This window comes from Pseudoalteromonas sp. NBT06-2 (genome assembly GCF_002276045.1).
Lineage (GTDB): Bacteria > Pseudomonadota > Gammaproteobacteria > Enterobacterales > Alteromonadaceae > Pseudoalteromonas.
Map to the genome: position 1 here is coordinate 1 of NZ_NQMR01000132.1, position 23,219 is coordinate 23,219.

General features: G+C 34.7%; 22 protein-coding genes. 3 read left to right on the plus strand and 19 right to left on the minus strand.

The window, feature by feature from the left end; genetic code table 11:
- Nucleotides 1-59 precede the first annotated feature (59 nt).
- From CJF42_RS20150 to rpe, 9 genes are all read right to left on the minus strand, one after another.
- Complete coding sequence (locus tag CJF42_RS20150; RefSeq protein WP_095368398.1) at nt 60-464, minus strand: OsmC family protein; 405 nt, start codon at nt 462-464, stop codon at nt 60-62.
- A 184-nt stretch (nt 465-648) separates the two neighbouring features.
- Nucleotides 649-996 (minus strand): DUF3802 family protein, encoded by a 348-nt coding sequence (locus tag CJF42_RS20155; protein WP_095368399.1) that lies wholly within the window; start codon nt 994-996, stop codon nt 649-651.
- Nucleotides 997-1,153: 157 nt separating this feature from the next.
- A complete protein-coding gene (astD, locus tag CJF42_RS20160; protein WP_095368400.1) occupies nt 1,154-2,620 on the minus strand; it encodes a succinylglutamate-semialdehyde dehydrogenase in 1,467 nt (488 codons plus the stop codon).
- 493 nt (nt 2,621-3,113) lie between these two features.
- Nucleotides 3,114-4,130 (minus strand): arginine N-succinyltransferase, encoded by a 1,017-nt coding sequence (gene astA, locus CJF42_RS20165; RefSeq protein ID WP_095368401.1) that lies wholly within the window; start codon nt 4,128-4,130, stop codon nt 3,114-3,116.
- Between the two features lie 367 nt (nt 4,131-4,497).
- A complete protein-coding gene (locus CJF42_RS20170; protein WP_095368402.1) occupies nt 4,498-5,709 on the minus strand; it encodes an aspartate aminotransferase family protein in 1,212 nt (403 codons plus the stop codon).
- Nucleotides 5,710-6,045: 336 nt separating this feature from the next.
- A complete protein-coding gene (locus tag CJF42_RS20175) occupies nt 6,046-7,206 on the minus strand; it encodes an HDOD domain-containing protein (RefSeq protein WP_095368403.1) in 1,161 nt (386 codons plus the stop codon).
- An 86-nt stretch (nt 7,207-7,292) separates the two neighbouring features.
- Nucleotides 7,293-7,877, minus strand: a complete 585-nt coding sequence (locus CJF42_RS20180) for an anthranilate synthase component II (protein ID WP_095368404.1) — start codon at nt 7,875-7,877, stop codon at nt 7,293-7,295.
- Nucleotides 7,878-8,000: 123 nt separating this feature from the next.
- Nucleotides 8,001-9,005, minus strand: coding sequence for a tryptophan--tRNA ligase (gene trpS / locus CJF42_RS20185; protein WP_095368405.1), 1,005 nt, complete (start codon nt 9,003-9,005; stop codon nt 8,001-8,003).
- Nucleotides 9,006-9,219: 214 nt separating this feature from the next.
- Nucleotides 9,220-9,888, minus strand: a complete 669-nt coding sequence (gene rpe / locus CJF42_RS20190) for a ribulose-phosphate 3-epimerase (RefSeq protein WP_095368406.1) — start codon at nt 9,886-9,888, stop codon at nt 9,220-9,222.
- 431 nt (nt 9,889-10,319) lie between these two features.
- Between rpe and CJF42_RS20195 the strand changes: the two genes are divergently transcribed.
- The gene (locus CJF42_RS20195; RefSeq protein WP_095368407.1) at nt 10,320-10,613 is read left to right on the plus strand and encodes a hypothetical protein; all 294 of its coding nucleotides are present in this window, start codon (nt 10,320-10,322) and stop codon (nt 10,611-10,613) included.
- Nucleotides 10,610-10,792, plus strand: a complete 183-nt coding sequence (locus tag CJF42_RS20200; RefSeq protein ID WP_095368408.1) for a DUF2970 domain-containing protein — start codon at nt 10,610-10,612, stop codon at nt 10,790-10,792. The genes CJF42_RS20195 and CJF42_RS20200 overlap by 4 nt, the downstream gene beginning before the upstream one ends.
- A 29-nt stretch (nt 10,793-10,821) precedes the next feature.
- On the opposite strand, the gene CJF42_RS20205 is transcribed toward CJF42_RS20200, so the two are convergent.
- From CJF42_RS20205 to CJF42_RS20245, 9 genes are all read right to left on the minus strand, one after another.
- Nucleotides 10,822-11,643 carry a Dam family site-specific DNA-(adenine-N6)-methyltransferase gene (locus CJF42_RS20205; RefSeq protein ID WP_095368409.1) on the minus strand — a complete coding sequence of 274 codons (822 nt, stop codon included), beginning with the start codon at nt 11,641-11,643 and terminating at the stop codon, nt 10,822-10,824.
- A gap of 75 nt (nt 11,644-11,718) precedes the next feature.
- Nucleotides 11,719-13,209 carry an AAA family ATPase gene (locus tag CJF42_RS20210; RefSeq protein WP_095368410.1) on the minus strand — a complete coding sequence of 497 codons (1,491 nt, stop codon included), beginning with the start codon at nt 13,207-13,209 and terminating at the stop codon, nt 11,719-11,721.
- A gap of 8 nt (nt 13,210-13,217) precedes the next feature.
- Nucleotides 13,218-14,282: a 3-dehydroquinate synthase gene (gene aroB, locus CJF42_RS20215; RefSeq protein WP_095368411.1), complete on the minus strand. Its 1,065-nt coding sequence runs from the start codon at nt 14,280-14,282 to the stop codon at nt 13,218-13,220.
- Nucleotides 14,283-14,323: 41 nt separating this feature from the next.
- On the minus strand, nt 14,324-14,842 hold the full coding sequence (aroK, locus tag CJF42_RS20220; RefSeq protein ID WP_095368412.1) for a shikimate kinase AroK: 519 nt from the start codon (nt 14,840-14,842) through the stop codon (nt 14,324-14,326).
- A gap of 166 nt (nt 14,843-15,008) precedes the next feature.
- Complete coding sequence (locus CJF42_RS20225) at nt 15,009-17,075, minus strand: type IV pilus secretin PilQ (protein ID WP_095368413.1); 2,067 nt, start codon at nt 17,073-17,075, stop codon at nt 15,009-15,011.
- A 16-nt stretch (nt 17,076-17,091) separates the two neighbouring features.
- Nucleotides 17,092-17,622 (minus strand): pilus assembly protein PilP, encoded by a 531-nt coding sequence (locus CJF42_RS20230; protein WP_095368414.1) that lies wholly within the window; start codon nt 17,620-17,622, stop codon nt 17,092-17,094.
- Complete coding sequence (locus tag CJF42_RS20235; RefSeq protein ID WP_095368415.1) at nt 17,622-18,221, minus strand: type IV pilus inner membrane component PilO; 600 nt, start codon at nt 18,219-18,221, stop codon at nt 17,622-17,624. Before CJF42_RS20235 ends, CJF42_RS20230 begins: the two co-directional genes overlap by 1 nt.
- On the minus strand, nt 18,218-18,784 hold the full coding sequence (locus CJF42_RS20240; RefSeq protein ID WP_095368416.1) for a PilN domain-containing protein: 567 nt from the start codon (nt 18,782-18,784) through the stop codon (nt 18,218-18,220). Before CJF42_RS20240 ends, CJF42_RS20235 begins: the two co-directional genes overlap by 4 nt.
- Complete coding sequence (locus CJF42_RS20245) at nt 18,772-19,851, minus strand: pilus assembly protein PilM (protein ID WP_095368417.1); 1,080 nt, start codon at nt 19,849-19,851, stop codon at nt 18,772-18,774. The genes CJF42_RS20240 and CJF42_RS20245 overlap by 13 nt, the downstream gene beginning before the upstream one ends.
- Nucleotides 19,852-19,983: 132 nt before the next feature.
- Between CJF42_RS20245 and CJF42_RS20250 the strand changes: the two genes are divergently transcribed.
- Nucleotides 19,984-22,467 (plus strand): penicillin-binding protein 1A, encoded by a 2,484-nt coding sequence (locus CJF42_RS20250; protein ID WP_095368418.1) that lies wholly within the window; start codon nt 19,984-19,986, stop codon nt 22,465-22,467.
- Between the two features lie 48 nt (nt 22,468-22,515).
- On the opposite strand, the gene CJF42_RS20255 is transcribed toward CJF42_RS20250, so the two are convergent.
- Nucleotides 22,516-23,001: a DUF7305 domain-containing protein gene (locus tag CJF42_RS20255; protein WP_095368419.1), complete on the minus strand. Its 486-nt coding sequence runs from the start codon at nt 22,999-23,001 to the stop codon at nt 22,516-22,518.
- Between the last annotated feature and the right edge of the window lie 218 nt (nt 23,002-23,219).

Below are 23,219 nucleotides of genomic sequence, written 5' to 3' on the forward strand. Positions count from 1 at the left end.
CCTGTATTACTGGCTATATTTATGCACCGAGATGTGCTGAATTACACTTCCATAAGCTTTTAAACTGATAACACTGCAAAGCTATGGGTAATTTCTACTGACTCTTCAAGCATTAAAGCGACTGAACAGTATTTTTCAGCTGATAATTTAACAGCACGCGCTACGTGTTTTTCCGATACATCATTACCTGTAACGACAAAATGTAAATTAATTTTTTTAAATACACGAGGTGCAGTTTCCGCTCTTTCGCTACTTAATTCAATACGTGCAGCCGTTACGTCTTGTCTTGATTTTTTTAGAATACTAACCACATCAACAGACGAACAGCAGCCTATCGACATAAGTATCATTTCCATAGGACTTGGTGCAGCGCCATCAGAACCTGTATCAAACACTACGTTATGGCCTGATTCAGATTTACCAATAAATGTATCACCTTCAACCCATTTTACATTTGCCTGCATTTTAATTCCTATTTGTTATATAAAAGTATATTAAGGCATATTAAATAAGTGAATATTTAGTGCAACAAAATGAGATGAAATTGTGCTTAGAATTGAAGAAACTGTATAGTTAACGAGAAGAAAATAGTCCTTATTCCCAAGTGCTCACTTGAGAATAATATAAATATTTTTATTAAAATGGCGATTATTTAAGTGTTGCGATTGCTGAATCAAATAGGTTTTTAACTAAACCAGCAAACTCATCAATAAAAGCATGTTGCTCAATTGTCACAGGTTGATGGATCACGCCAGATAGTACTTCTTGTAAGTCATAAACAATTCCGTCAACTTCTCTAACTATTTCGCCACGTTGATCTGTATCTAGTCCTTTATGCTGCTGACATAATGCAATAATTTGCTCTGCAATATCATCTTCTATTAATGTGATCACCCTAGGGGCATTGGGAGCCACTTTACCTGGCTTTTCAAAGATAGATAAGTGCTGCGTTAAATACATGATAAGATCATCATAACCTTGCTGGTCGGTAACCATATAATACCTTTGTCATTGTTATTTTTTATTAATTTGATTTAAGCAGATATAAATGAGAAATACTAGCAAGAAAAGAAAAAAGGCCTTGGGTGTTTAAATCTAAGGCCTTTTACATTGTTGTTTTCATATTACCCATTAACGGAACTAAACTTTTTTACTACAAGCTTAAACCTGGGCTTAATGTGCCAGGTAGTGCTACTTTTTCTAGCTCTACAGAAGCAACAGGGTAGGCACAGTAATCAGCGGCATAGTATGCACTCGCTCTATGATTACCTGATGCACCAATACCACCAAATGGTGCTGCACTTGATGCACCTGTAATTGGACGATTCCAGTTTACGATACCGGCACGTACACGACGTAAGAAGTAATCATAATCTTCACTGTTATCACTTAATAAACCAGCCGATAAACCGTAAGCTGTATCATTACCTAATTCAATTGCTTGATCAAAATCAGTGTAACGGAATACTTTTAATAATGGGCCAAAATGCTCATCATCAGGGAAGTTACTTACGTTAGTACATTCTAAAATACCAGGCGTAACAAAACCTGTATTTTCTGTATGTAGTAATTCAACTAAGCTCGTTGCGCCTAATTCAATTAATTGGCTTTGAGCAGCAACCATAGATTTTGCAGCCGCTATTGAAATCATAGAGCCCATAAACGGTTGTTCTTGATCATTATAAAAACCAACTTTAATCGCTTTAGTTGCTTTGATGAGTTGATTTAAAATTAAATCGCCCTGCTCACTTTGTGGTAAAAATAATTTACGAGCACAAGTACAACGCTGACCACTTGAAATAAATGCAGATTGAATTATATCGTGAACGACCGCTTTAGTGTCTGCAACGTCTTTTACGATTAACGGGTTATTACCACCCATTTCAATTGCTAAAATTTTGCCTGGCTGCCCTGCAAATTGCTCATGAATAAAGTGACCTGTACGAGAAGAGCCTGTAAAAAACAAACCATCAATACCACGATGAGATGCCAATGCTTTCCCTGTTTCTACCTCACCTTGCACTAAGTTAATTACACCAGCAGGTAAACCTGCTTGTTGCCATAATTTAAGTGTTAACTCAGCTACCATAGGTGTTAATTCAGATGGTTTAAATACCACTGTATTACCCGCTAATAATGCAGGAACAATATGACCATTAGGTAAATGACCAGGGAAATTATATGGACCAAATACTGCAACTACGCCATGCGCTTTATGACGAATGACCGCTTTACCTACTGGCATCGCATTTTCAACTGTACCAGTACGTTCATGATACGCTTTTTCGGAGATAGCAATCTTGCCCATCATAGCACCTACTTCAGTACGCGTTTCCCAAATTGGCTTACCTGTTTCTTTCGCGATTGCATCGGCCATTTTTTCTTTATTTTCACCTAAAACTTCACCAAATCTTTTAACTATATTTAGTCTTTCTTCGAAGCTTAAATCACCCCAAGAGAAAAAAGCATTACGCGCTGATTTTACCGCCGTATCAACTTGTTGTTCTGAAGCGCTATTCGCAGTCCAGATCACTTCATTTTTTGCAGGGTTTACTGAATTGAATTCGGCGCCTTCGCCTGCCGACCATTGGTCATTGATAAACTGAGCTGCATGAGTCATTTCAATCTCTCTTTTATTTATATCACTTCCTACCCAGAGTAAGTTATTAAATGTTAACTTATAACAAGGCAGGGAAATTGATTAGTTAAGTTAAAAATTTCATTAATAAGTTAAGGGAATAAATTAACACTATTATTCACTAAGCCACGCAATGTCCTTAGGGCTGTTGATCTTTCGAGATTACTTTTTCAGCGAATTGTTCGGTATTTATACAAGGCAGAGGCTTTGTCATGTGGTTGTGCCACATAAAAAGGCGATAACGCAGTAAAAATGCCCAACAAACGCTGTCCGAAGGATTCAGCTAAAAGCATTTTATTCTTTGTTGAGTAGTATTTACTTAGAATGACTAGGCTACACACTACTCGCCGCGACTAAAATGCTTTTAGCTCGAACAAAATTTAACCCTGAAAGATCAACAGCCCCTAATAGAAATGCGCAGGTTTTTCGTTCCCGACAAAACCCAAGTACCTATATCCATATAGGCATAGTAGATCTATATCGTTGCGATGCGAACTGTATCGCCTTCGTTTATTTGTAATACTGCAGCCATTTTTGCTGTGATCACGATATCATCGCTTTCTTTATCAAACGATAAATCGGCTAATGTCGCTCTAAAGCTATCTAGTTCTGTATTTGCAATCATGATTTGTTGACCGCCAGCATTATCACCAATAATGACTTTTTTATGGCTTGATGTTCTTACTGTACGAACATTATTTAACTTCGCTTCAACAGTTGGACCCGCATCAAAAATATCGACATAGCCATTAAAGGTGAAACCTTCATTTTTAAGTAATTGAATTGCAGGCTTAGTTTTTTTATGCACTTGACCAACAACAGCTTGTGCTTCTTTACTAAGCAAGTTGATATAAATTGGGTACTTAGGCATTAATTCAGCAATAAATACTTTTTGACCTATACCTGTTAAATAATCAGCTGTTGGAAAGTCCATTGAGAAGAAATGTTCTTCAAGCCATTTCCAAAATGGGCTATTACCACTTTCATCAGACACACCACGCATTTCTGCTAGTAACGTATCCGAAAACCTGTCTTCATGTTCTTTAATAAACATGAAACGTACTTTTGATAATAATTTACCATTACCATTTTCACGGGCTTTTTCACGTAGAAATAAAGTACATAATTCCGTTGCACCAGTATAATCATTACATAAAGTAAGAATTTCAACTGGGTTATAAACATTTAAAGTGCGAGATGAATGGATAACCTTACTTAAATGATAATGGTAAAAAGCATCATCTAAACCAACAGCCGCTTCGATTGCTGATGTGCCAACAACTTCACCTGTTTCAGTATTTTCTAAAACAAATAAATAACCTTCGTCTTGCGGACAGTCAACTGTCTTTTTAAATGAAGCTTCTGAACGTGCTATTTTATTAGCTAATAATTCTTCATTATTAGGTAACGAAGTAAAGCCATGACCAGATTCGTCTGCTATTTTAACTAATTCAGCAAAATCATTTTTTCGGATTGGGCGAATAACCATCATAGTGCCGCTTACTCCCTTATGTTTATAATGATAATAAAAGGTGGTCAAAAACACCTTTATATGTGTCACTTATTAAGTAACTTGATATATACCCAAGCCACTTGATAATACTTGTTTCAGAATTTATCAAGTGAATTAGCACAAGGCACATCATTTTAGGAATGCTTATTACCTTTCAAACTGATGCAACGTAGTAATTACTTATCTGATAAATTCCCTACGAGCGAGTTTTAAATGGTCAACCACCGCGTTATTTATTTTGATAAGGGAATAACCATTACCTGCAATAAATGTCTTGTATTTGACCATCTAAACTCCCGCTGAAATCATGCATTTCCAAATAGCTTGGGTATTGCAAAACTTTAATTTAAGCGCTTGCTTTTACTACGTCAGCGACTGCTTTTTCAAAACGCGCCATACCTTCACGGATATCTTCATTCGAAATGACTAATGAAGGTGTGAATCGTACAACATCAGCACCTGCCACTAATGACATTAAACCATGTGCCGTTGATGCAACTAAAAACTCTTTCGCTTTGCCTTTATATTTTTCAGCAACAACTGCACCGATTAATAAACCTTTACCACGCACTTCAGTAAATACATTATATTTATCGTTGATTACAGCTAATAATTCACGGAATAAAGCTTCTTTTTGTTTAACACCTGTTAATACTTCTTCAGTATTAACGGTATCAAATGCCGCCTCAGCAACAGCACTCGCTAGTGGATTGCCACCATAAGTAGAACCATGAGTACCTACTTTTAAGTGCTTTGCAATTTCAGTTTTAGTGATCATAGCACCAATTGGGAAACCACCACCTAATGCTTTAGCTGTTGTTAAGATATCAGGAGTAACATCTAAACCTTGGTATGCGTATAAGTCACCCGTACGGCCAACACCTGTTTGTACTTCATCAAAAATTAATAAAGCATTATGTTGATCACATAAAGCGCGAACGCCTTTAATGAAATCAGCTGTTGGAGAAATGATACCACCTTCACCTTGTAATGGTTCAATCATTACAGCACATGTATCATCAGAGATAAGTGCTTTAAAGCTTTCTAAATCATTATAGTCAGTATGAACGATATCAGCAGGTTTTGGACCAAAACCATCAGAATAAGCAGCTTGACCACCAACAGTTACCGTAAAGAAAGTACGGCCATGGAAACCTTTATTAAATGCAATGATTTGAGATTTTTGCTCACCCACTGTATCTAGCGCCCAGCGACGCGCTAATTTTAATGCTGCTTCATTTGCTTCTGCGCCAGAGTTAGCGAAATAAACTTTATCAGCGAAAGTAGCATCAACTAATTTTTTAGCTAAACGTAATGCAGGTTCATTTGCCATTACATTTGATAAATGCCAAATTTTCTCGCCTTGCTCTTTTAATGCATTAACTAATGCAGGATGACAATGACCTAAACAATTTACAGCAATACCGCCAGCAAAATCGATATATTCACGACCTTCCTGATCCCATACACGAGAGCCCTCACCCTTTACAGGGATCACAGCCGAAGGAGCGTAGTTTGGTACCATTACTTCATCAAAAAGTGCACGATTTATAGTCATTTTTTTTCCTCTGTTAACAAGCAAAACATCGCCAAATAATACCCTTTTACTTTGAATACTATTCGATAAGGAGCAGTATTATTTCAAAAAAATTAGCTTTTGTCTCCTTTCCTATCAAACACAAAGCCTTGGTTTATAAGGAAAGCGGGTATAATTTCATTGATAGTGAATAAGTATCTAGCATATTGCGGTGAGCACGCTTGTAAACGCTATTGGTGGTTAATTTTAATAATAAAAGAGAGATTGAATGAATAGTCGAAAATAAAAAATCAAAAAGTGATACTTTTGGCGCTTATATTCTCTATTATTTAAATTTATAATCTCAAAAGTGCTAATTTAATGCACAATGCTTAATTGTAAATTATGTAGGCTTGTACTGGCTAAGGTTTTAAGTTCCGTAATTTTAAAATGGTAATTACTAAACCAAGTTTTCACTTCATCGGCTTCAACTAAATTATGCTCTTTTAATTTTTTATATTGGCTGTAACATTGAGCCTTGGTAACTATTTTTGCTAAATTATCCATTTTTGAAAATTCAGTTTTACTTGCGAGTTGTTCCATTGAAGTTTGTATCGGTAGATACTTAAAAGCCATTTTACTAATCAATTTATATGACAATTCAACTGAGTGCTCTACCATTAAGTTACGTAAACACAAAGGATCTGGTTTAAGCTCTAGTAATGCATCGTGTAATTCTTTTTCCTTATTATCGAGACTATCTTTAATTTGTCGCTCCCAGATAGTTTCAAATGTTCTCAAATACAGACGAACTAACGCAATTTTACCAACATCATGAAACATTCCCAGCACAAAAGCCTGATATGGATCTACATCATTCAATTCTGCTAAAGTTTTAGCTGCAATTGCGGTAGCCATACCTGACTCCCATAACTTTCGTTTTAATAAACGAAACGGCATAGTACTAAAAGGTGCCCAATGCTTTAAAGAAAATGTGGGTATGATCAGTTTTAAATTATCTAGCCCTAAATATCTAAGGCCGAGCGATGGATCGTCAACTTTAACTGCTTTTTTAGGATCTTTGTCATTACGATATTGGGGTAAGTTAATAAACTTAACGATGTCATCACCCAGCCAAAGTAAATTTTTAACAAGCGGATCTATCCTACCAACTGAAGCTGAGGTCACAGATAAAAGATCTAAAATAGCAGGGATATTATCTTGGATATGAATAATATCGTTATAAATATAGTCAATATCTTCTAAAGAAGTATTTATCTGTGCTTCAACATCTTGATGCAATAAAGCATTTACGTGTGCAATATATTTAAGTTTTTTAGTATCTTCTTTATTTCTATTTTTTTGTGCTTTTTCTTCAACTTCCAATAAAGTACGAGAAGGCAATTTTTCACCATAATCAAGATCTAAAGAATGAATATATCCTAATTGTTGCTGAGCAAAATTATGTCCTAACAATAAGTCATGAAACCGCCCATATAAAACTTCAGCTGTTTCATTTTTTTGCAAAGACTTGCTCATATATTTTTTTATTCCTTATTTACTTTTATCTAACAATTACATTTTTACAATTCGAATAAAAATAGATCGGTACTCTAATCTACATATTAACGATATTCTTTAATAAAGTTATCTAATAATGCCAAGCCTGACTCGGTTAAAATGGCTTCAGGATGAAATTGTACGCCTTCAAGTGCGAGTGAGTTATGTTTAAGGCCCATGATTTCTATTAGCCCATGTTCATCATTATTTAACCATGCTGTTACTTCTAATTCTTTGGGTACAGTTTTAGGGTCAACCACTAAAGAATGGTAACGGCATACGGTTAAAGGAGATACTAATCCTTTAAAAACACCTTGATTATTATGCATAATCTGTGATGTTTTACCATGCATTACTTTTTGAGCACGAATAATTTTAGCACCCAGTGACTGGGCAATTGTTTGATGTCCCAAACAAACACCTAAAATAGGCGTATGACCTTTAAATTGATTAATGAGATCTAAAGATATACCAGCTTCATTGGGTGTACAAGGGCCTGGGGAGACAACTAAATATTTAGGCTTGATTGCTTTCACTTGGGTACAGGATATTTCATCATTGCGCTTAACTAAGACTTCAATATCAAGACTTTGAAAATATTGAACAAGGTTATAGGTGAAAGAATCATAGTTATCGATCATCAATAGCATGTTAAAACCTAAATGCTGAAAAGAAAATTATCAAAAAGTGAGATATGAACTTAGGAATAAATTAGCGAACTTGTAAACTCATACTGCTCGCTAATTATTTATTTCTCGAACTTAATATTACGGTTATGGACGAGGAATAAAACCAACTGCATTGTAAACAGCTTTTAGTGTTTGCTCTGCACGTGCACCTGCTTTTTCAGCACCATCACGCATTATTTCATTTAATAAAGTTTGATCTTTACGGATCTCTTTAAAACGGGTTTGAATTGGCTCTAACATGGAAATCACAGCTGAAGCAGTATCTTTTTTCAAGTGACCATACATTTTATCTTCATATTCTGGCACTAAATCTTCAATTGAACGTTTAGTTGCAACTGACATTAAGGTTAATAAATTTGAAACACCTGGCTTTTCTTTATTATCAAAGTAAATACGCGCTTGCTCATCAGAATCTGTTACAGCTTTCTTCAGTTTTTTTTCAATTTTTTTAGATTCATCTAATAACATGATGTAACCATTTGGGTTTTCATCCGACTTTGACATTTTTTTAGTTGGATCTTGTAAGCTCATGACACGCGCACCAAACTCAGGTATATAAGGTTCCGGTACCGTGAATACATCGCCATAAATATTGTTAAAACGATTTGCAATATCACGTGTTAACTCTAAATGTTGCTTTTGGTCTTCACCTACAGGTACTTGAGTTGCTTGATACAATAAAATATCGGCAGCTTGTAATACAGGGTAACTATAAAGACCAACATTGATATTATTGGTGTTGCTTGCTGATTTGTCTTTGAATTGTGTCATGCGTTTAAGTTCACCCATTTGCGCATAACAGTTTAAAACCCAACTGAGTTGAGCATGCTCTGGTACTTGAGATTGTACAAATAAAGCTGATTTTTTAGGATCTATTCCACACGCAGTATAAAGTGCGATACCATCTAATACACGCTGTTGTAATAATGCAGGATCTTGACGCGTTGTAATTGCGTGTAAATCTACAAGCATAAAATAACACTCACAACTTTGCTGTAGCGTAAGCCATTGGTTTATAGCGCCAATATAGTTACCAATTGTCATACCACCAGTTGGCTGAATACCACTTAATACTACAGGCTTGTTCATGTTATTTATTCACTCTTATTTAATTAATAGTGCTGCTTTACCTGTTTTTCTCTAGGTCGATTATGTTATAAGCAAAATCTAAACATCGCTATTGAAGCCACATTGTGGCGGGATTTAATCAGTAATTTTAATTGTTTCAGGATTTGAAGCAAGGTAAAGTTTCATCTATTACACGCACAAGAAATGGAAAACTTACCATATGCGATATTTGGTTCTACAATTGCTCTAATTCAATTCTCATTTGATCTATCACAGCTTTATAATCAGGCTGGTTAAATATAGCTGATCCTGCAACAAACATATCAGCACCTGCTTGCGCTATTTCTTTAATATTATCAACTTTAACGCCACCATCGACTTGCAAGCGAATGTCAAAACCTGATCCCTCAATAAGCTTTTTTACTTGCTTTAATTTATCCAGAGTTTGAGGTATAAAAGATTGACCACCAAAACCAGGGTTTACCGACATTAATAAAATAACATCAAGTTTATCCATCACAAACTCTAAACATGTTAATGGTGTAGCAGGGTTTAAAACTAAACCGGCTTTACAGCCTTGTTCTTTTATTAGCTGTAAACTACGGTCTATGTGTTCACTCGCTTCAGGATGAAAAGTAATAATACTTGCACCAGCTTGAGCAAATTGTGTGATCATTGAATCAACAGGTTTTACCATTAAATGTACATCGATTGGCGCTGTAATACCATAATCTCTTAGCGCTTTACAGACCATAGGTCCAATCGTTAAATTTGGCACATAGTGATTATCCATTACATCAAAATGAACAACATCAGCACCCGCTTTTAAAACAGCGTCAACATCTTCGCCTAAACGTGCAAAATCTGCAGATAAAATTGAAGGGGCAATTAAAAATTTTGACATAATAAATCTATACTCTTTAATGACGGTAAAAAAACATACATACCCATACTGCATGGAAATTCGCGATTTCAGAAAATCCAGAAGCGTGCCAAATACTAGGCATAAAAAAGATGTGTCGTTAAGTCATTCTCAAAAAATATCTTAAACAACGCAGTTGGCCGCTTATCGTTTTTCCCTACGGGAGTTTGGATATTGATCATTGCAGGAATGGGGCTTTAAAGCAAGTTGAGCGCAACACTGAAAAGAGAAGTTTAATGACAATAATTACTCCAAAGTAATAAAATACACTTTACATACATTTAGACTTTACAATTGATTAACATTTGATGTATATTGACTGATGAATAGATATAAATATGGGACTAATAACCATTGTATTCTGGTTTAACTTTGGTTAAGCTTTAGCCATTACTTAAACAAAGGGTATTGTTATGAAGTTAAACAAGTCAACAGGGATATTTTTAGTATCTTCGAGTGCTGTATTTTTAGCATCTACATTTTCATTACTCACCTACGCTCAACAAATTGATGAAAAATGTTGCCCTACAGTTTATAAAACTCAAATTGCATTATCCCAATGTCAAGCGTCTAATAAAAGTTGGTTTTCTTGGTTAACAGGAAATAGCCGAAGTGCACAATTTCATTACCTAGATTTACTTGAACTATTAAGTAATTCAGAAAAGAAAACGCATAAAACTGCAATTATCACAAAACACTTTAAATGAATCATTTTCTTAATGTGTTACAAAGTGTTTTGGCAGCCGCATTTGGTGTACAAAGTGAGAAAAAACGAAAGCAAGACTTCCAACAGGCTTCACTAATACACATAATCATTGTTGCCATTATGTTTTTGGCTATTTTTATCGCTTTTGTAATATTAGTGGTGAATATAGTAATACCTTAAACTCGTTAAAATACAGCTACGAAAAAAACTCATTCCTCCCCCTTGTAAAGCGCCATAATCTCATCAACTTTATTTCGAGATCCACCTTTAGGACTGATAGTTCTTTTTACTTGAATTGTATCAAGCGTGGCTTTTTCATATATTTTACGTGTAATAATAGTATCGTGATTTGAAATTAAGACAGGAGTGCCTTTATCAAAAGCACTTCGCTCAGCTAAATTAGCTAATTGAGCTTGATCGTCAAAATTAAACCCGCCTTTAGCATAAGAAGTAAAAGAAGCAGTTTTACTCAATGGCACATAAGGAGGATCACAGTAAACAACCGAGTTTTTTGGTAATTTAGCAAAAACATCTGTATAACTTTGGCATGTAAAAGTCGCTTTTTGAGATTTTTCAGCAAAAAAATACAGTTCAGCTTCAGGGAAGTATGGTTTTTTATATTTACCAAAGGGTACATTAAAAATGCCTTTTAAATTATAGCGGCATAAGCCGTTATAACCATGGCGGTTCATATACAAAAATAAAATTGCTCTTTCGTAAATATCTTGGCTTTCATTAAACTGTTTACGATAAGCGTAATACGCATCAGCATCATTATTAAGCGCTACAAATAACTTTCTAGCATCAAGAATGAATTCATCAGGTGAAGTTTTAAGCTCTTCGTATAAATTAATTAAGTCGGCGTTAATATCATTAAGCACATAATGTTTAAAATTTGAATTTAAAAAAACAGAACCTGCACCCATAAATGGTTCAACCAAAGTATCAGCATTAGGTAATCGTTTAGTAATTTCTTCTACTAAACTGTATTTCCCACCTGCCCACTTTAAAAAAGCGCGTGTTTTTTTCATTTATTATTTATGTGCCTTTTTAAATAACGGAGTGATAATTACTAAGTTGCAAACAAGCCGCTAATTTTACACTAATCAAATGGATTTGAGTAATGCAATCTCTGTTTTAATCGCTTTGATTTTCTTACTGAATGGTTTCAATTGCTTTAACTGAGCAGATAATGAGTTTTTATAGGCCTGGCTTTGTTGAATATCCTTAAAAGGTCCCACGGTCACTACCCACCAATCTCCACCGTAGCGCGTACTTTTATATATTTTTATATTTTCTAAAGTATTATCTGATATAAATTGATTAATTAAGTGCTCTTGGCTAACACCTATTAATTGTAACATAACCAAAGATTCTTGCTGATTTACAAACCAGGAATTATCGTAATCATTTTGTTCTACTTTAGCCTTTAGCCTAACATTATTGTTTGTTATAGGAGTTTGAGCAGGCATAACCACACTTTCAACTGCTAGAAGCTGAACTTCTAATGATGTATCAATTGAATGAGGGATTGTTGAGTTTAACTTGTTTTCATTAAGATGCTCAGTTTCAGAGATTGTAACTTTTGAAATTTTTGACTCGCTAATTTTATCTACTTTAACTATTTTTATTACATCTATATTTTGATTTTTATCACTATCAAGCTTTACAGTGGTATTTATTTTATTAGGGTTTTGTGTTTCTTCACTATTGAATTTTTTAGTTACTGTGGTTTTTTTTGTACTTTGTGTTTTACCACCGTTCAGTTTTGCAGCTTCACTTACTTGCTCCGCATGTTTCTCATTTTCATTAGCTAACTTATCACTTCCACTTTTTTGTTCCTCATTTTTATCATTTAGCTCTCGTAAACTTTCAATTTGTCCATTTTGTGATAAAGATTCAAAAATGTAAGACAAAGCGACTGTCGTTAAAACAACAAATGCTAAACAAAGTAACATAAAACCATGTTTACTTTTCTTAACCTCGATTTTTACACTATTTGAATCCCAACTCAGTAATAATGCAGGGATCCCCTGTGCACTTTCAACAAAAGCTTTGAACACAGGTTCATGCTTATTAGGTAATTGTGAGAAATACATAGACATCAATTCGATACTTTCATCAAAAGATAAAGCTTCAAAATAAATATTAGCTGAATTTTTCAAGTTTAATTTTGAAGTTGATGCAGTTAAAACATAAAGAGTAATTTCTGGAATTTGTGTTAAAAAATCAATTTCATTAGCCAATTCTTCACTTAAAAATTGGGCATTATCAATTACAATAACTGTATTTTTACTCGCTTGTAGATCACTTAAGTTTAAGTAATTTTCACTTAACGATTGACTGAAATCTATTAAAGGCTGGCTGAATGATTGTTCTAATAACTGAGATATAACTTGTTGATCTGATGTTTTATGATTTAACTGTAAATAAATTTTATTAAGGTCAGTATATTTATCAGTTACAAATGATTCTAATATATAGCTTTTCCCAAGTCCTGGACCACCTAATAAAGTGACAATTGATTGACCGTATTCATACTGTAATTCAATACGATCAACTAATGCTTGCCTACTAGGTAATATTTTGACTTGCATCATTTAACCTAAAATAAAGACTTTAACTGCTGATCTGTGACATCAGATACCAGAGAACAACGGCCGAACTCTGTTGGCAGAATAAAACGAATTGTACCTTTTAAGTTTTTTTTATCTTTGGACATATGACCAATAAAATCTTCACATGTCATTTCTTTTGGCGCTTTTACAGGTAAATCAAAAGTACGTAATAAATTTATAACGCGATTAACCTCTGAATCACACAATGTGTTTCTCACTTTTGCTAATTGACACGCCATAACCATACCCGCAGATACAGCTTCACCATGAAGCCACACACCATAACCCATATGTGCTTCAATGGCATGACCAAAGGTATGACCTAAGTTTAATAACGCTCTTAACCCTGATTCTTTTTCATCTTGGGCAACTATATCTGCTTTAATTTGGCAACAACGCTGAATGATATATTGGATTGCAGTTTCATCTAATGATTTAAGTAAACCAATATTGTTTTCTATATATGAAAACAATTCCGTATCATAAATTAAACCATATTTTATGACCTCTGCCATACCAGCTGAAAATTCTCTCGCATCTAATGTAGATAAACTTTGAGTATCAATGAATACAGCTTCAGGCTGATAAAAAGCACCGATCATATTTTTACCTAGAGGATGATTTACCGCTGTTTTACCGCCAACCGATGAATCAACTTGAGATAACACAGTGGTAGGAATCTGAATAAAAGGTACACCACGCTGATAGCAGGCAGCAACAAAGCCCGTTAAATCACCAATAACACCGCCACCTAAAGCGATCAAGCAAGTATCTCTAGCACAATTATTTTGTAATAAAAAAGCATTTACTTTTTCAAAAGAGGAAAGTGTTTTAAATTGTTCTCCATCAGGAAGAATATATGTGAGTGGTGATAGATCTTCAAGTTGAGATTTGAATTGCTCTAAATAAATAGGAGCTATGGTTTCATTTGTGACAATAACTGGACGGCAATCGCCTATATATGCTTTAAGTCTCTCCTCGTCGTTTAGTAGCCCTGATGCAATAAAAATAGGATAGCTACGCTTACCTAAATTAACATTTAACTCAAGCATAACATAGCTCCTGCTATTTTTATTTCACTTAACTTTTAATACTAAAAATCAAGCTTTGCAATTATTTGATTTGCAACAACTTTTGCACTTTGTTCATCGGTACGAACAACAAAATCTGATACTTCTTCATAAAGAGGATTTCGCTCTTCAGCTAAACGTTCCAAAACTTCTTTTGGATCTTCTTTAGTTTGAAGTAAAGGACGTTTTTTATCACGTTGAGTACGTGCTACTTGTTTTTCGATTGGAGTTTCAAGATAAACAACAATGCCACGTGCAGAGAGTTTATTTCGAACATCTTTGCTAATTACTGAGCCACCACCGGTCGCAAGAACAATCCCTTGCATTTCGGTTAAGTCAGAAATAACACCTTCTTCACGAACTCTAAAGCCATCTTCACCTTCAATATCGAATACCCATGCTATTTCAGCACCAGTCCTACGTTCGATTTCTTGATCTGAATCGAAAAATTCAAGATGTAACTGGTCAGCTAAATGACGACCAATTGTGCTTTTGCCTGCGCCCATAGGACCCACTAGAAATATATTACGTTTTTCAGCCATATTTTTTGTACAAACGAACTCTAATTTAAATAAAAATAACCCCGTCCTACGACATGGCCCCAAAATTAAGGGGGTGATTATCTCAGTAATTGAATAGGTATATCAAGAAAAAAAACAAAAAAAAGACCTGTTAAGGCCTTTTTTTTTTTTAGTACGATATTAATCGCTATAACGTGCTATTAATAATTTTTGGAGTAACAAAAATGAGTAACTCTTTTTTCTCATTAAACTCACTTGTAGTTCTAAACAAATAACCTAAATAAGGAATATCGCCTAATAGAGGTACTTTTTTAACTGAGTTCACTATTTGCTGTTGAAAAATACCACCTAGCACAACTGTTTGACCATTATTAACCAAAACTTGTGTTTCAATACGTTGCGTATTAATTGCCGTTGCAGGACCTGTTGGTGTTGATACTGTATCACCACGGGTATCTTGGGTTATAACGAGATCTAAAATTACTTTATTATCAGGAGTAATGTGTGGTGTCACTTCTAAGCTCAATACTGCTTTTTTAAATGTTACTGTTGTTGCACCACTAGATGCAGCTTGAACATACGGAATTTCAGTTCCTTGCTCAATACGTGCCTTCTTTTGATTTGCAGTTGTAATGCGTGGACTGGCAATGATTTCAGCTTTATTTTCTTGTTCTAGTGCTGATAGTTCTAAATCAATTAGTGTTCCATCTGCAAGTTTAGCAACATGCATGCCTATACTACCTGCAGGATTACTTACGGCTAAATTAACATTTAAACGTTCTGCTAATGTTGGAATTTTACCATTAGCAATGTTTTGTGCACCCGCGATGGTTCCGGCAATACCATTGGAGTTTTGTTGGTCACTAAACCCCCACCTGATACCTAAATCTTCTTGTACGTTATCAGTTACCGTAACCATACGAGATTCTATTAATACTTGTTTTACGGGTACATCTAATACTTCAATCATACGTCGTACACTTTCAATGCTTTTAGCCGTATCTTTGAGTAGTAAAGTATTTGTTCTTTGATCTACAGCCACACTACCACGTGAAGATAAAATCGTATTGCTATCTGTTTTAAGTAAATTAACAAAATTTTCAGCTTTTGCATAATTAAGTTGGATATACTCGCTGTAAAGAGGCTCTAAATTTTCTACTTGCTGTTTAGCCTTTAACTCTTTTGCTTCTCGTGCAGCTAATTCTTCTGTCGGCGCAACCATTAATATGCTGCCATCCATGCGTTTATCTAATCCTTTAACTTTTAATACGATATCTAAGGCCTGATCCCAAGGTACACCGTCTAAGCGCAAAGTTATATTACCGCCAACAGAATCACTTGTTACTAAATTAAAGCCATTATAATCAGCTATAATTTGCAGTACTGAACGTATCGCAATATCTTGAAAGTTAAGCGACATAGGTTTACCTTGATAGTCTTTACCATTGCCTAAAAAGCTTTTCTTAGATTCATCTTTCTCGATTGTTAGCGTAAATATATTATCAAGTTGTTGGTAGTTATAATCAAAAGCATTTGTTGTATCTATTACAATCCGGCTATTTGCACCATCTTTAAAAGTTTCAATCGTACTTACAATAGTTCCGTAATCTAAAACATCTAATTGGTATAATAAATCATCAAGAATATCTGTATTATGAAATTCAACAACAACTTTTCCAGTCTCTTCTCTTACATCAATTGCCGCCATATTTTCTTGCATAAAAATTAATACACGCGCTTCACCTTTTTCACCGCGTCTAAAGTCAACAGCTTGTATCTTATTAATGTAAGTATGCTCATCATCCAAGATAGATACTTCAGCTATATCTTGTGTTGGATTATCAGATACGTGCAAATAGAATAAGTTTTTATCTGTACGGATTTGATAAATTTTCAAATAATCTAAAAATACAGTCACTTTAAAACCATCATTTTTAAATTCACTAACTACTTTTTTCACACCTGCTTTATTAATTAACACTTCACCTAAGTTTTCTTCATAATCAGCTTCATCAAAAAATAATTCAATGCGTGCAGGTTCACTAAAAACTTGAATTTTAGGTTCTATATAAATTTCTTCATCAAAAACAAATTCAATTTCAGTTTCCCCCTCTAATAATGGGTTATAACGCACATCGTATAACAAAGGCACAGCATTAACCGATGTCATAAAAAATAATGCTACCATAGCAAAAAATACTGACATCAATTTATTCAGTAAATTACCATTGAACATAGTTGTTCCCTTGTACATACAAGACCCTTTTTTGTTATTCAGATGCATCAGTAGCCTCCACGATTTCAACCTTCGTCAGGCGTTCTTTCCAACATCCGGCACCATCTGGTATTAATTCTAATAATTCGATAAAACTGCTATGAACCTGAAGCACCTTGCCATGATACAACCCCATGTAATTTTCACGCGCCACTCGATGTAAAGTATCATCAGAGGCAGTTATTAAAGCCCATGTTTCCTCACCTGAACCTAACGTTCCTTTCATCATAATATTATCTAAAGGGTACCTTTCCAAAGGCTCTTTTTTACGACGCGGATCCGGATGAAGACAGTTTTGTATTTGCAATAACTTGTCTTGTATTACTTCTGGTTTAGGTGCAACAAACGGACTCCTTAAATCTGCTGTACTATACGAAAAATGTTCAAACTTTTTTATTTCTGGAATAGGTTCTACTTTTGAAAATGTACTTGCTTGAACTTTATTAATAAATTCTTGCTGTGCCGTTATGTCGTCAAAACAACCACTTAAAATTAAAGGAAGCGCAATATAAGTAATTTTTTTCATTATTGCACCTCTTTATAGCGATAAGTTTTTGCAATAACGCTAAACATTAAGCGTCCAGTACCTTCTGGTTTTATACTAAAATCGTGTAAACTTACGATCCTAGGTAATAATGCCACTTTACTTACAAACTCACCAAACTCATGATACTGACCAACTACTTCTATTTTTATAGGTAGTTCGGTATAAAATTCATTTTCGATTTCAGGTAACCAGCCAATTTTGTTAAAAATAAGACCACTTGTAGTACCTACATAAGATAAGTCATCTAATGTACCTGGAATCTCACTTGATGTAGGAAGTCGTTTCAATAGTTTTGAAAATTTATCTTCCATTTCAATCATCTGTTGTTTATAAATTTCTAAATTTGCTGTAATAGCATACTTAGCCTTAAAAGTATTACGAAGTTGGATTTCTTTATTTAATGCATTTTCATAACCAGAGATTTCATCGGCAACAAATAAATTATACGTAAGCAAGCTCACAACTGCTGCAACAACAATTCCAACAATCACTTTAACAACTAAAGGCCAAGCACCTAAATTATCAAGTTCTAATTCATTTAAATCTATCTCATTTAATGCTTTTAAATCAATATTCATTGCTCAAACTCACCAATTTTTTCATAAGGTTTCACTGTGAACTTCATATTAAAATCACTTAACAATCTCGCTTGCTGTTCACCCGCGATAATATCCTGAAGTGTAGCACCTTGAAATAAATAAGAATTTTCTAATTGACGTAACATTCTAGAGAGACGGTTATTTGATTCACTTTTTCCTATTATTTGTATCGCGTTATCACGGCGCTCTAACTTAGTTAAATAAACGCCTGAAGATACAACTGTCGCTATTTCATCCATTATTTGCGTTCCTAAGTTACGATTACTTTGTAACTCTTCAATTAAACGCATTCTTTGATGTAAATTTTCTTTTTTCTTATCTAACTCTTTTATTTGTGAAATTCTTTTATCCAAAACTGAGATTTCTGAAGTCAGAAATTGATTTCTTTGAACTTGGCCGTCCTTCATGGCGCCATATACCATACTGAAAGCAAAAACCGAACCAAATGAAATTAAAGTCACTAATAAAAGTATAGATAAAAATTGTTTTTGTGCTTCTTTTCTTGAAGCTTCCCGCCAGGCTAGTAGATTTATATGTGGCATGAAGAAAAACTCCTTAATGCTAAACCAGATGCAACAGCTAATTGAGCGCGGTGTTTATCTAAAATATCTCGATCTAACTTTGGTGATAACTCCATATCAGCAAAAGGGTCGATAATGATTGAATGAATACCTAACTCATCAATTAAAAGTCTATCTATGCCTTGAATTAAAGATGTGCCACCAGATAAAACAATATAATCAAGCTGATCGTTACCACTGGTAGTTAAAAACATTTGTACCGCTCTACGTACCTGTTGTAAAAAAGTCGTTTGAAATGGCGCTAAGACTTCAAAAGTATAGTTTGGTGGTAAATCACCGGTAATTTTAGCTTGTTCAGCTTCATCAAAGCTTTTATTATAATAAGACACAATTGTTTTAGTATATTGCTCGCCGCCAAAAACTTGATCTCTGGTGTAAATCGTTTTACCTTTTTGCACAACACTAAACAAAGTTGTTGAGGCGCCAACATCGATAAAAGCAACAATTTTATCTTCAGCGTCTTCAGGTAATGCATTAACACATAATGATATTGTTCTACTTAACGCATATGACTCCACATCAACAACTTTTGGTTCAAAACCACCTGCATCAAGTGCACCAACTCTCGCCTCAACACTTTCAGTTCTAGCTGCTGATAATAAAACATTTACTTTCGATGGATCAGCTTCATTTATATCTAATTTTTCGAAGTCTAAGCTTACCTCATCTAAAGGATAAGGAATTAAGCTGTCAGCTTCGATTTCGATCTGTGATTCAAGTTCACTATCAGTTAAAGAAACATCCATAAATATCACTTTAGTGATTACAGTTTGACCAGAGACAGCGACAGCCGCTTGAGTAACTGACTTTGGCATTTTTTTTCTTATTTTATGGATCACTCGGCTAACAGATTCAATATCTTGTATCGAGCGTTCAACCATAGCCCCTTTTGGCATTGCTTCAACAGCAAATGCTTCAAGCCTATAGTGCTCATCTTTTTTACTGAGTAATACGGCTTTTATCGAATGTGAACCAATATCAATCCCGACCATCCAGGTAACTGGCTTTTTAAAAAGTTGACTTAACATGACCTAACGCTAATCCTTTTTTTATAATTATAATAAGCTTATAAAATATAGCGAAAAAATTTTATTCATTTATTAATCGATATATACTAGCAGCCTTACCCCAAAAATGGGAGTTTATTTAGGGAAAATTAAGTGACGCTGTTAAAAAAATTTTTACATTTCATTATCATATCAAGCTTATTAGGGATTTTAACCCTAATTGCGCTTTATTATTATGTAAAGTCAGACATTCCTAGTGTTTCCGTTTTAAAGGATGTGCAATTACAAACACCTATGCTTGTATATACCAAAGACGGCAAGCTTATTAATCAATTTGGCGAAAAACGTCGAATTCCAGTATCAATAGATCAAATTCCACAAACATTAATTAATGCACTTATAGCAACGGAAGATAGCCGATTCTACAGCCATATAGGACTAGACCCTATTGGTCTTGTTCGTTCTGCTATTGTTTTAATTACCACAGGCCAGAAAAAACAAGGTGCAAGTACCTTAACCATGCAAGTAGCTCGTAGTTTTTTCTTAACCCGCGAAAAAGCCTACATTCGTAAAGTTAAAGAAATTTTCATTGCTTTGCATATTGAAAATTTACTTTCTAAAGATGAAATTCTCGAGTTGTACTTTAATCGAATGGAATTTGGTAATCGTGCTTATGGTATCGGTGCCGCAGCACAAGTCTATTATGGAAAATCATTACAAAAGTTAACATTACCAGAAATGTCGATGCTCACAGGTCTACTAAAAGCGCCTTCAGCGCTAAACCCAATTCGTCACCCTAAACGTGCAAAAGCAAGACGAAACGTAGTCTTATGGCGGTTATTAACTGAGAATTACATTTCACAAATTCAATATAACAAAGCGATTAAGCAACCTATTACAGCACGTTTTCACGGTGCAAAAATAGAAATTTCAGCACCTTATATTTCTGAAATGGTACGTACTGAAATGGTAAAACGTTATGGTTTAGAAAATGCTTATAATAATGGTTATCATGTATATACAAGTATCACATCGGATATGCAGCTCGCTGCACAAAAGGCAATCACTAAAAACTTACAACAATATGATTTAAGACATGGCTATAAAGGTGCTAAAATTCACCTTTGGAATTCTGATGAAGAAGCTCCATGGCACCCTTCTGATATTTTAATTCATCTTAAATCCATCAAAGAAATAGCCGACTTAAAAGTAGGTATTGTTACCTCTGTTTTTGAAACGAGTATTGAAGTTTTATTAAAAGATGGCCAATTTGTCACAGTTGAGTGGGACGGTTTAAAATGGGCTAGACCTTATATTAATAATAATAGACAAGGAAAACCTCCAAAGGTAGCATTAGATATTTTAAATGTTAGCGCTCAAATATGGCTTAAAAACAATGATAAAAATCAATATATACTAAGCCAAATACCTGAAGCATCGGCTGCTTTAGTGTCTTTAAACCCTCAAGATGGCGCTATCTTAGCTATAGTGGGAGGTTATAGCTTTAAATTAAGTCAGTATAACCGAGCAATTCAAGCTAAACGCCAAGTTGGTTCTAATATTAAACCATTTATATATTCTGCAGCCATTAATAACAATTATACTTTAGCTAGTATCATGAATGATGCTGCGATACATCAATGGGATAAAAGTCAAGGTATTGCATGGCGACCAAGAAATAGCCCCGATGTATACGACGGCCCGATTCGTGTAAGACGTGCTTTAGCGCAATCAAAAAATGTTGTCTCTGTAAGATTACTACGTGGCGTAGGTTTAAATAAAACCGCTGACTATTTATTAAATTTTGGTTTTAAACCTCAAGATATTCATAGAAGTGAAACGCTTGCATTAGGCAGTGCTTCATTAACACCACTTGAGTTAGCAACAGGTATGTCAACTTTTGCTAATGGCGGCCAGTTAATTGAGCCTTACTTTATTAACAAAATAGATGATGCTTTTGGTAATGAGCTATATAAAGCTAAACCACTCATCGCTTGTGTTACTTGTAACGATCAAGAGATCAAAGACAGTTTTGATTATGCACCTCGCGTGATCAATAAACAAAATGCATTTTTAATTGCTAACGCTATGACCAGTACCATTATGGGTGGCGGTAGTTGGAAACATAAAACTGGCTGGAATGGCACTGGCTGGCGCGCGCAGAAAATCAAATTCAATAAACGTCCGCGAAAAGATTTATCTGGAAAAACGGGTACCACAAATAATTATGTTGACGCTTGGTTTACCGGCTTTAACAGTAAAGTTTTAACAACGACTTGGGTTGGCTTTGATAATCCAAGCAAATCACTAGGCAAAGTAAGCAATAATAATAACCTAGGTAAAAACCAAGTAACAGGTAATGAGTTTGGTGCTAGAGCTGCACAGCCTATTTGGGTTGATTTTATGCAATACGCCTTAAAAGATCAGCCTTTAGCACCAATAGAACAACCAGAAGACCTAGTTTCTGTCAGAATAGATCTTAAAACAGGCCTTTTAAGTCATAAAACAGATCATACTAGTCGTTTTGAGTTTTTTATCAAAGGTACAGCCCCAACTCAATACGCCCAACTAACTGAACCTGATATCTTTGAAGATGACAATGAGGGGAAAGTAATTGAAGAGGAAGAATTATTTTAATAATTTAAATTTCCTCAATGAGAGGCCTCACTGCTAAGAAAACAAGATTTAAAGGTATTGCCACCCCTTAAAAACTAATCTTGCAGCGGTAGCTGAGCCACCATTATTACCAGATTTCGCTTTACCTAAAGCCTCATCATAATGTACACCACCTGCACCAGTCACACTGACAGATTTGCCTAATAAAGATCCCTTAAAGCCAATAGCTGAACTAATTTGAATATCAGTTAATGGTGCATAAATTGCCGCGTAAATTTCTTCAGTGCCACCAGTTAAATTAATCCCGGTGCCGCTATAGCTACTATAAATTGAAAAAACTGGTAAGCCTTGAGATGTCAACCCTTTATCTGGCGTATAAACTTGTGATCCTGCCCCTATTTCTAATGCGCCTTTTATAATTAAAGTGAGGCTACTATCATTTGGTATCGTTAAACTGCTCGCACCACTCATTTTAAAGTTTCCTTTTACATACATAGTCACATTTTCACCCGACTTAATATTTAAATGGCCTTTAATAGTTACATTATCGTACATCAAGATATAAGAAGATTTATTTAAAAATGATACGACCTCTGCATTAATATGTTTTGATGCGCTAGAACCACTGCCTTTATTCGTCGTAAATTCAGCTTCTTGTTGACTTAATTCATAGACATCTCCTGAACCTGAACCACTAATAAATAAATCTTTTTCATCAGCATCAGTAGAGTCTACTGATAGTACTTCACTTCAGCAATTCTCGGTGAATTAAT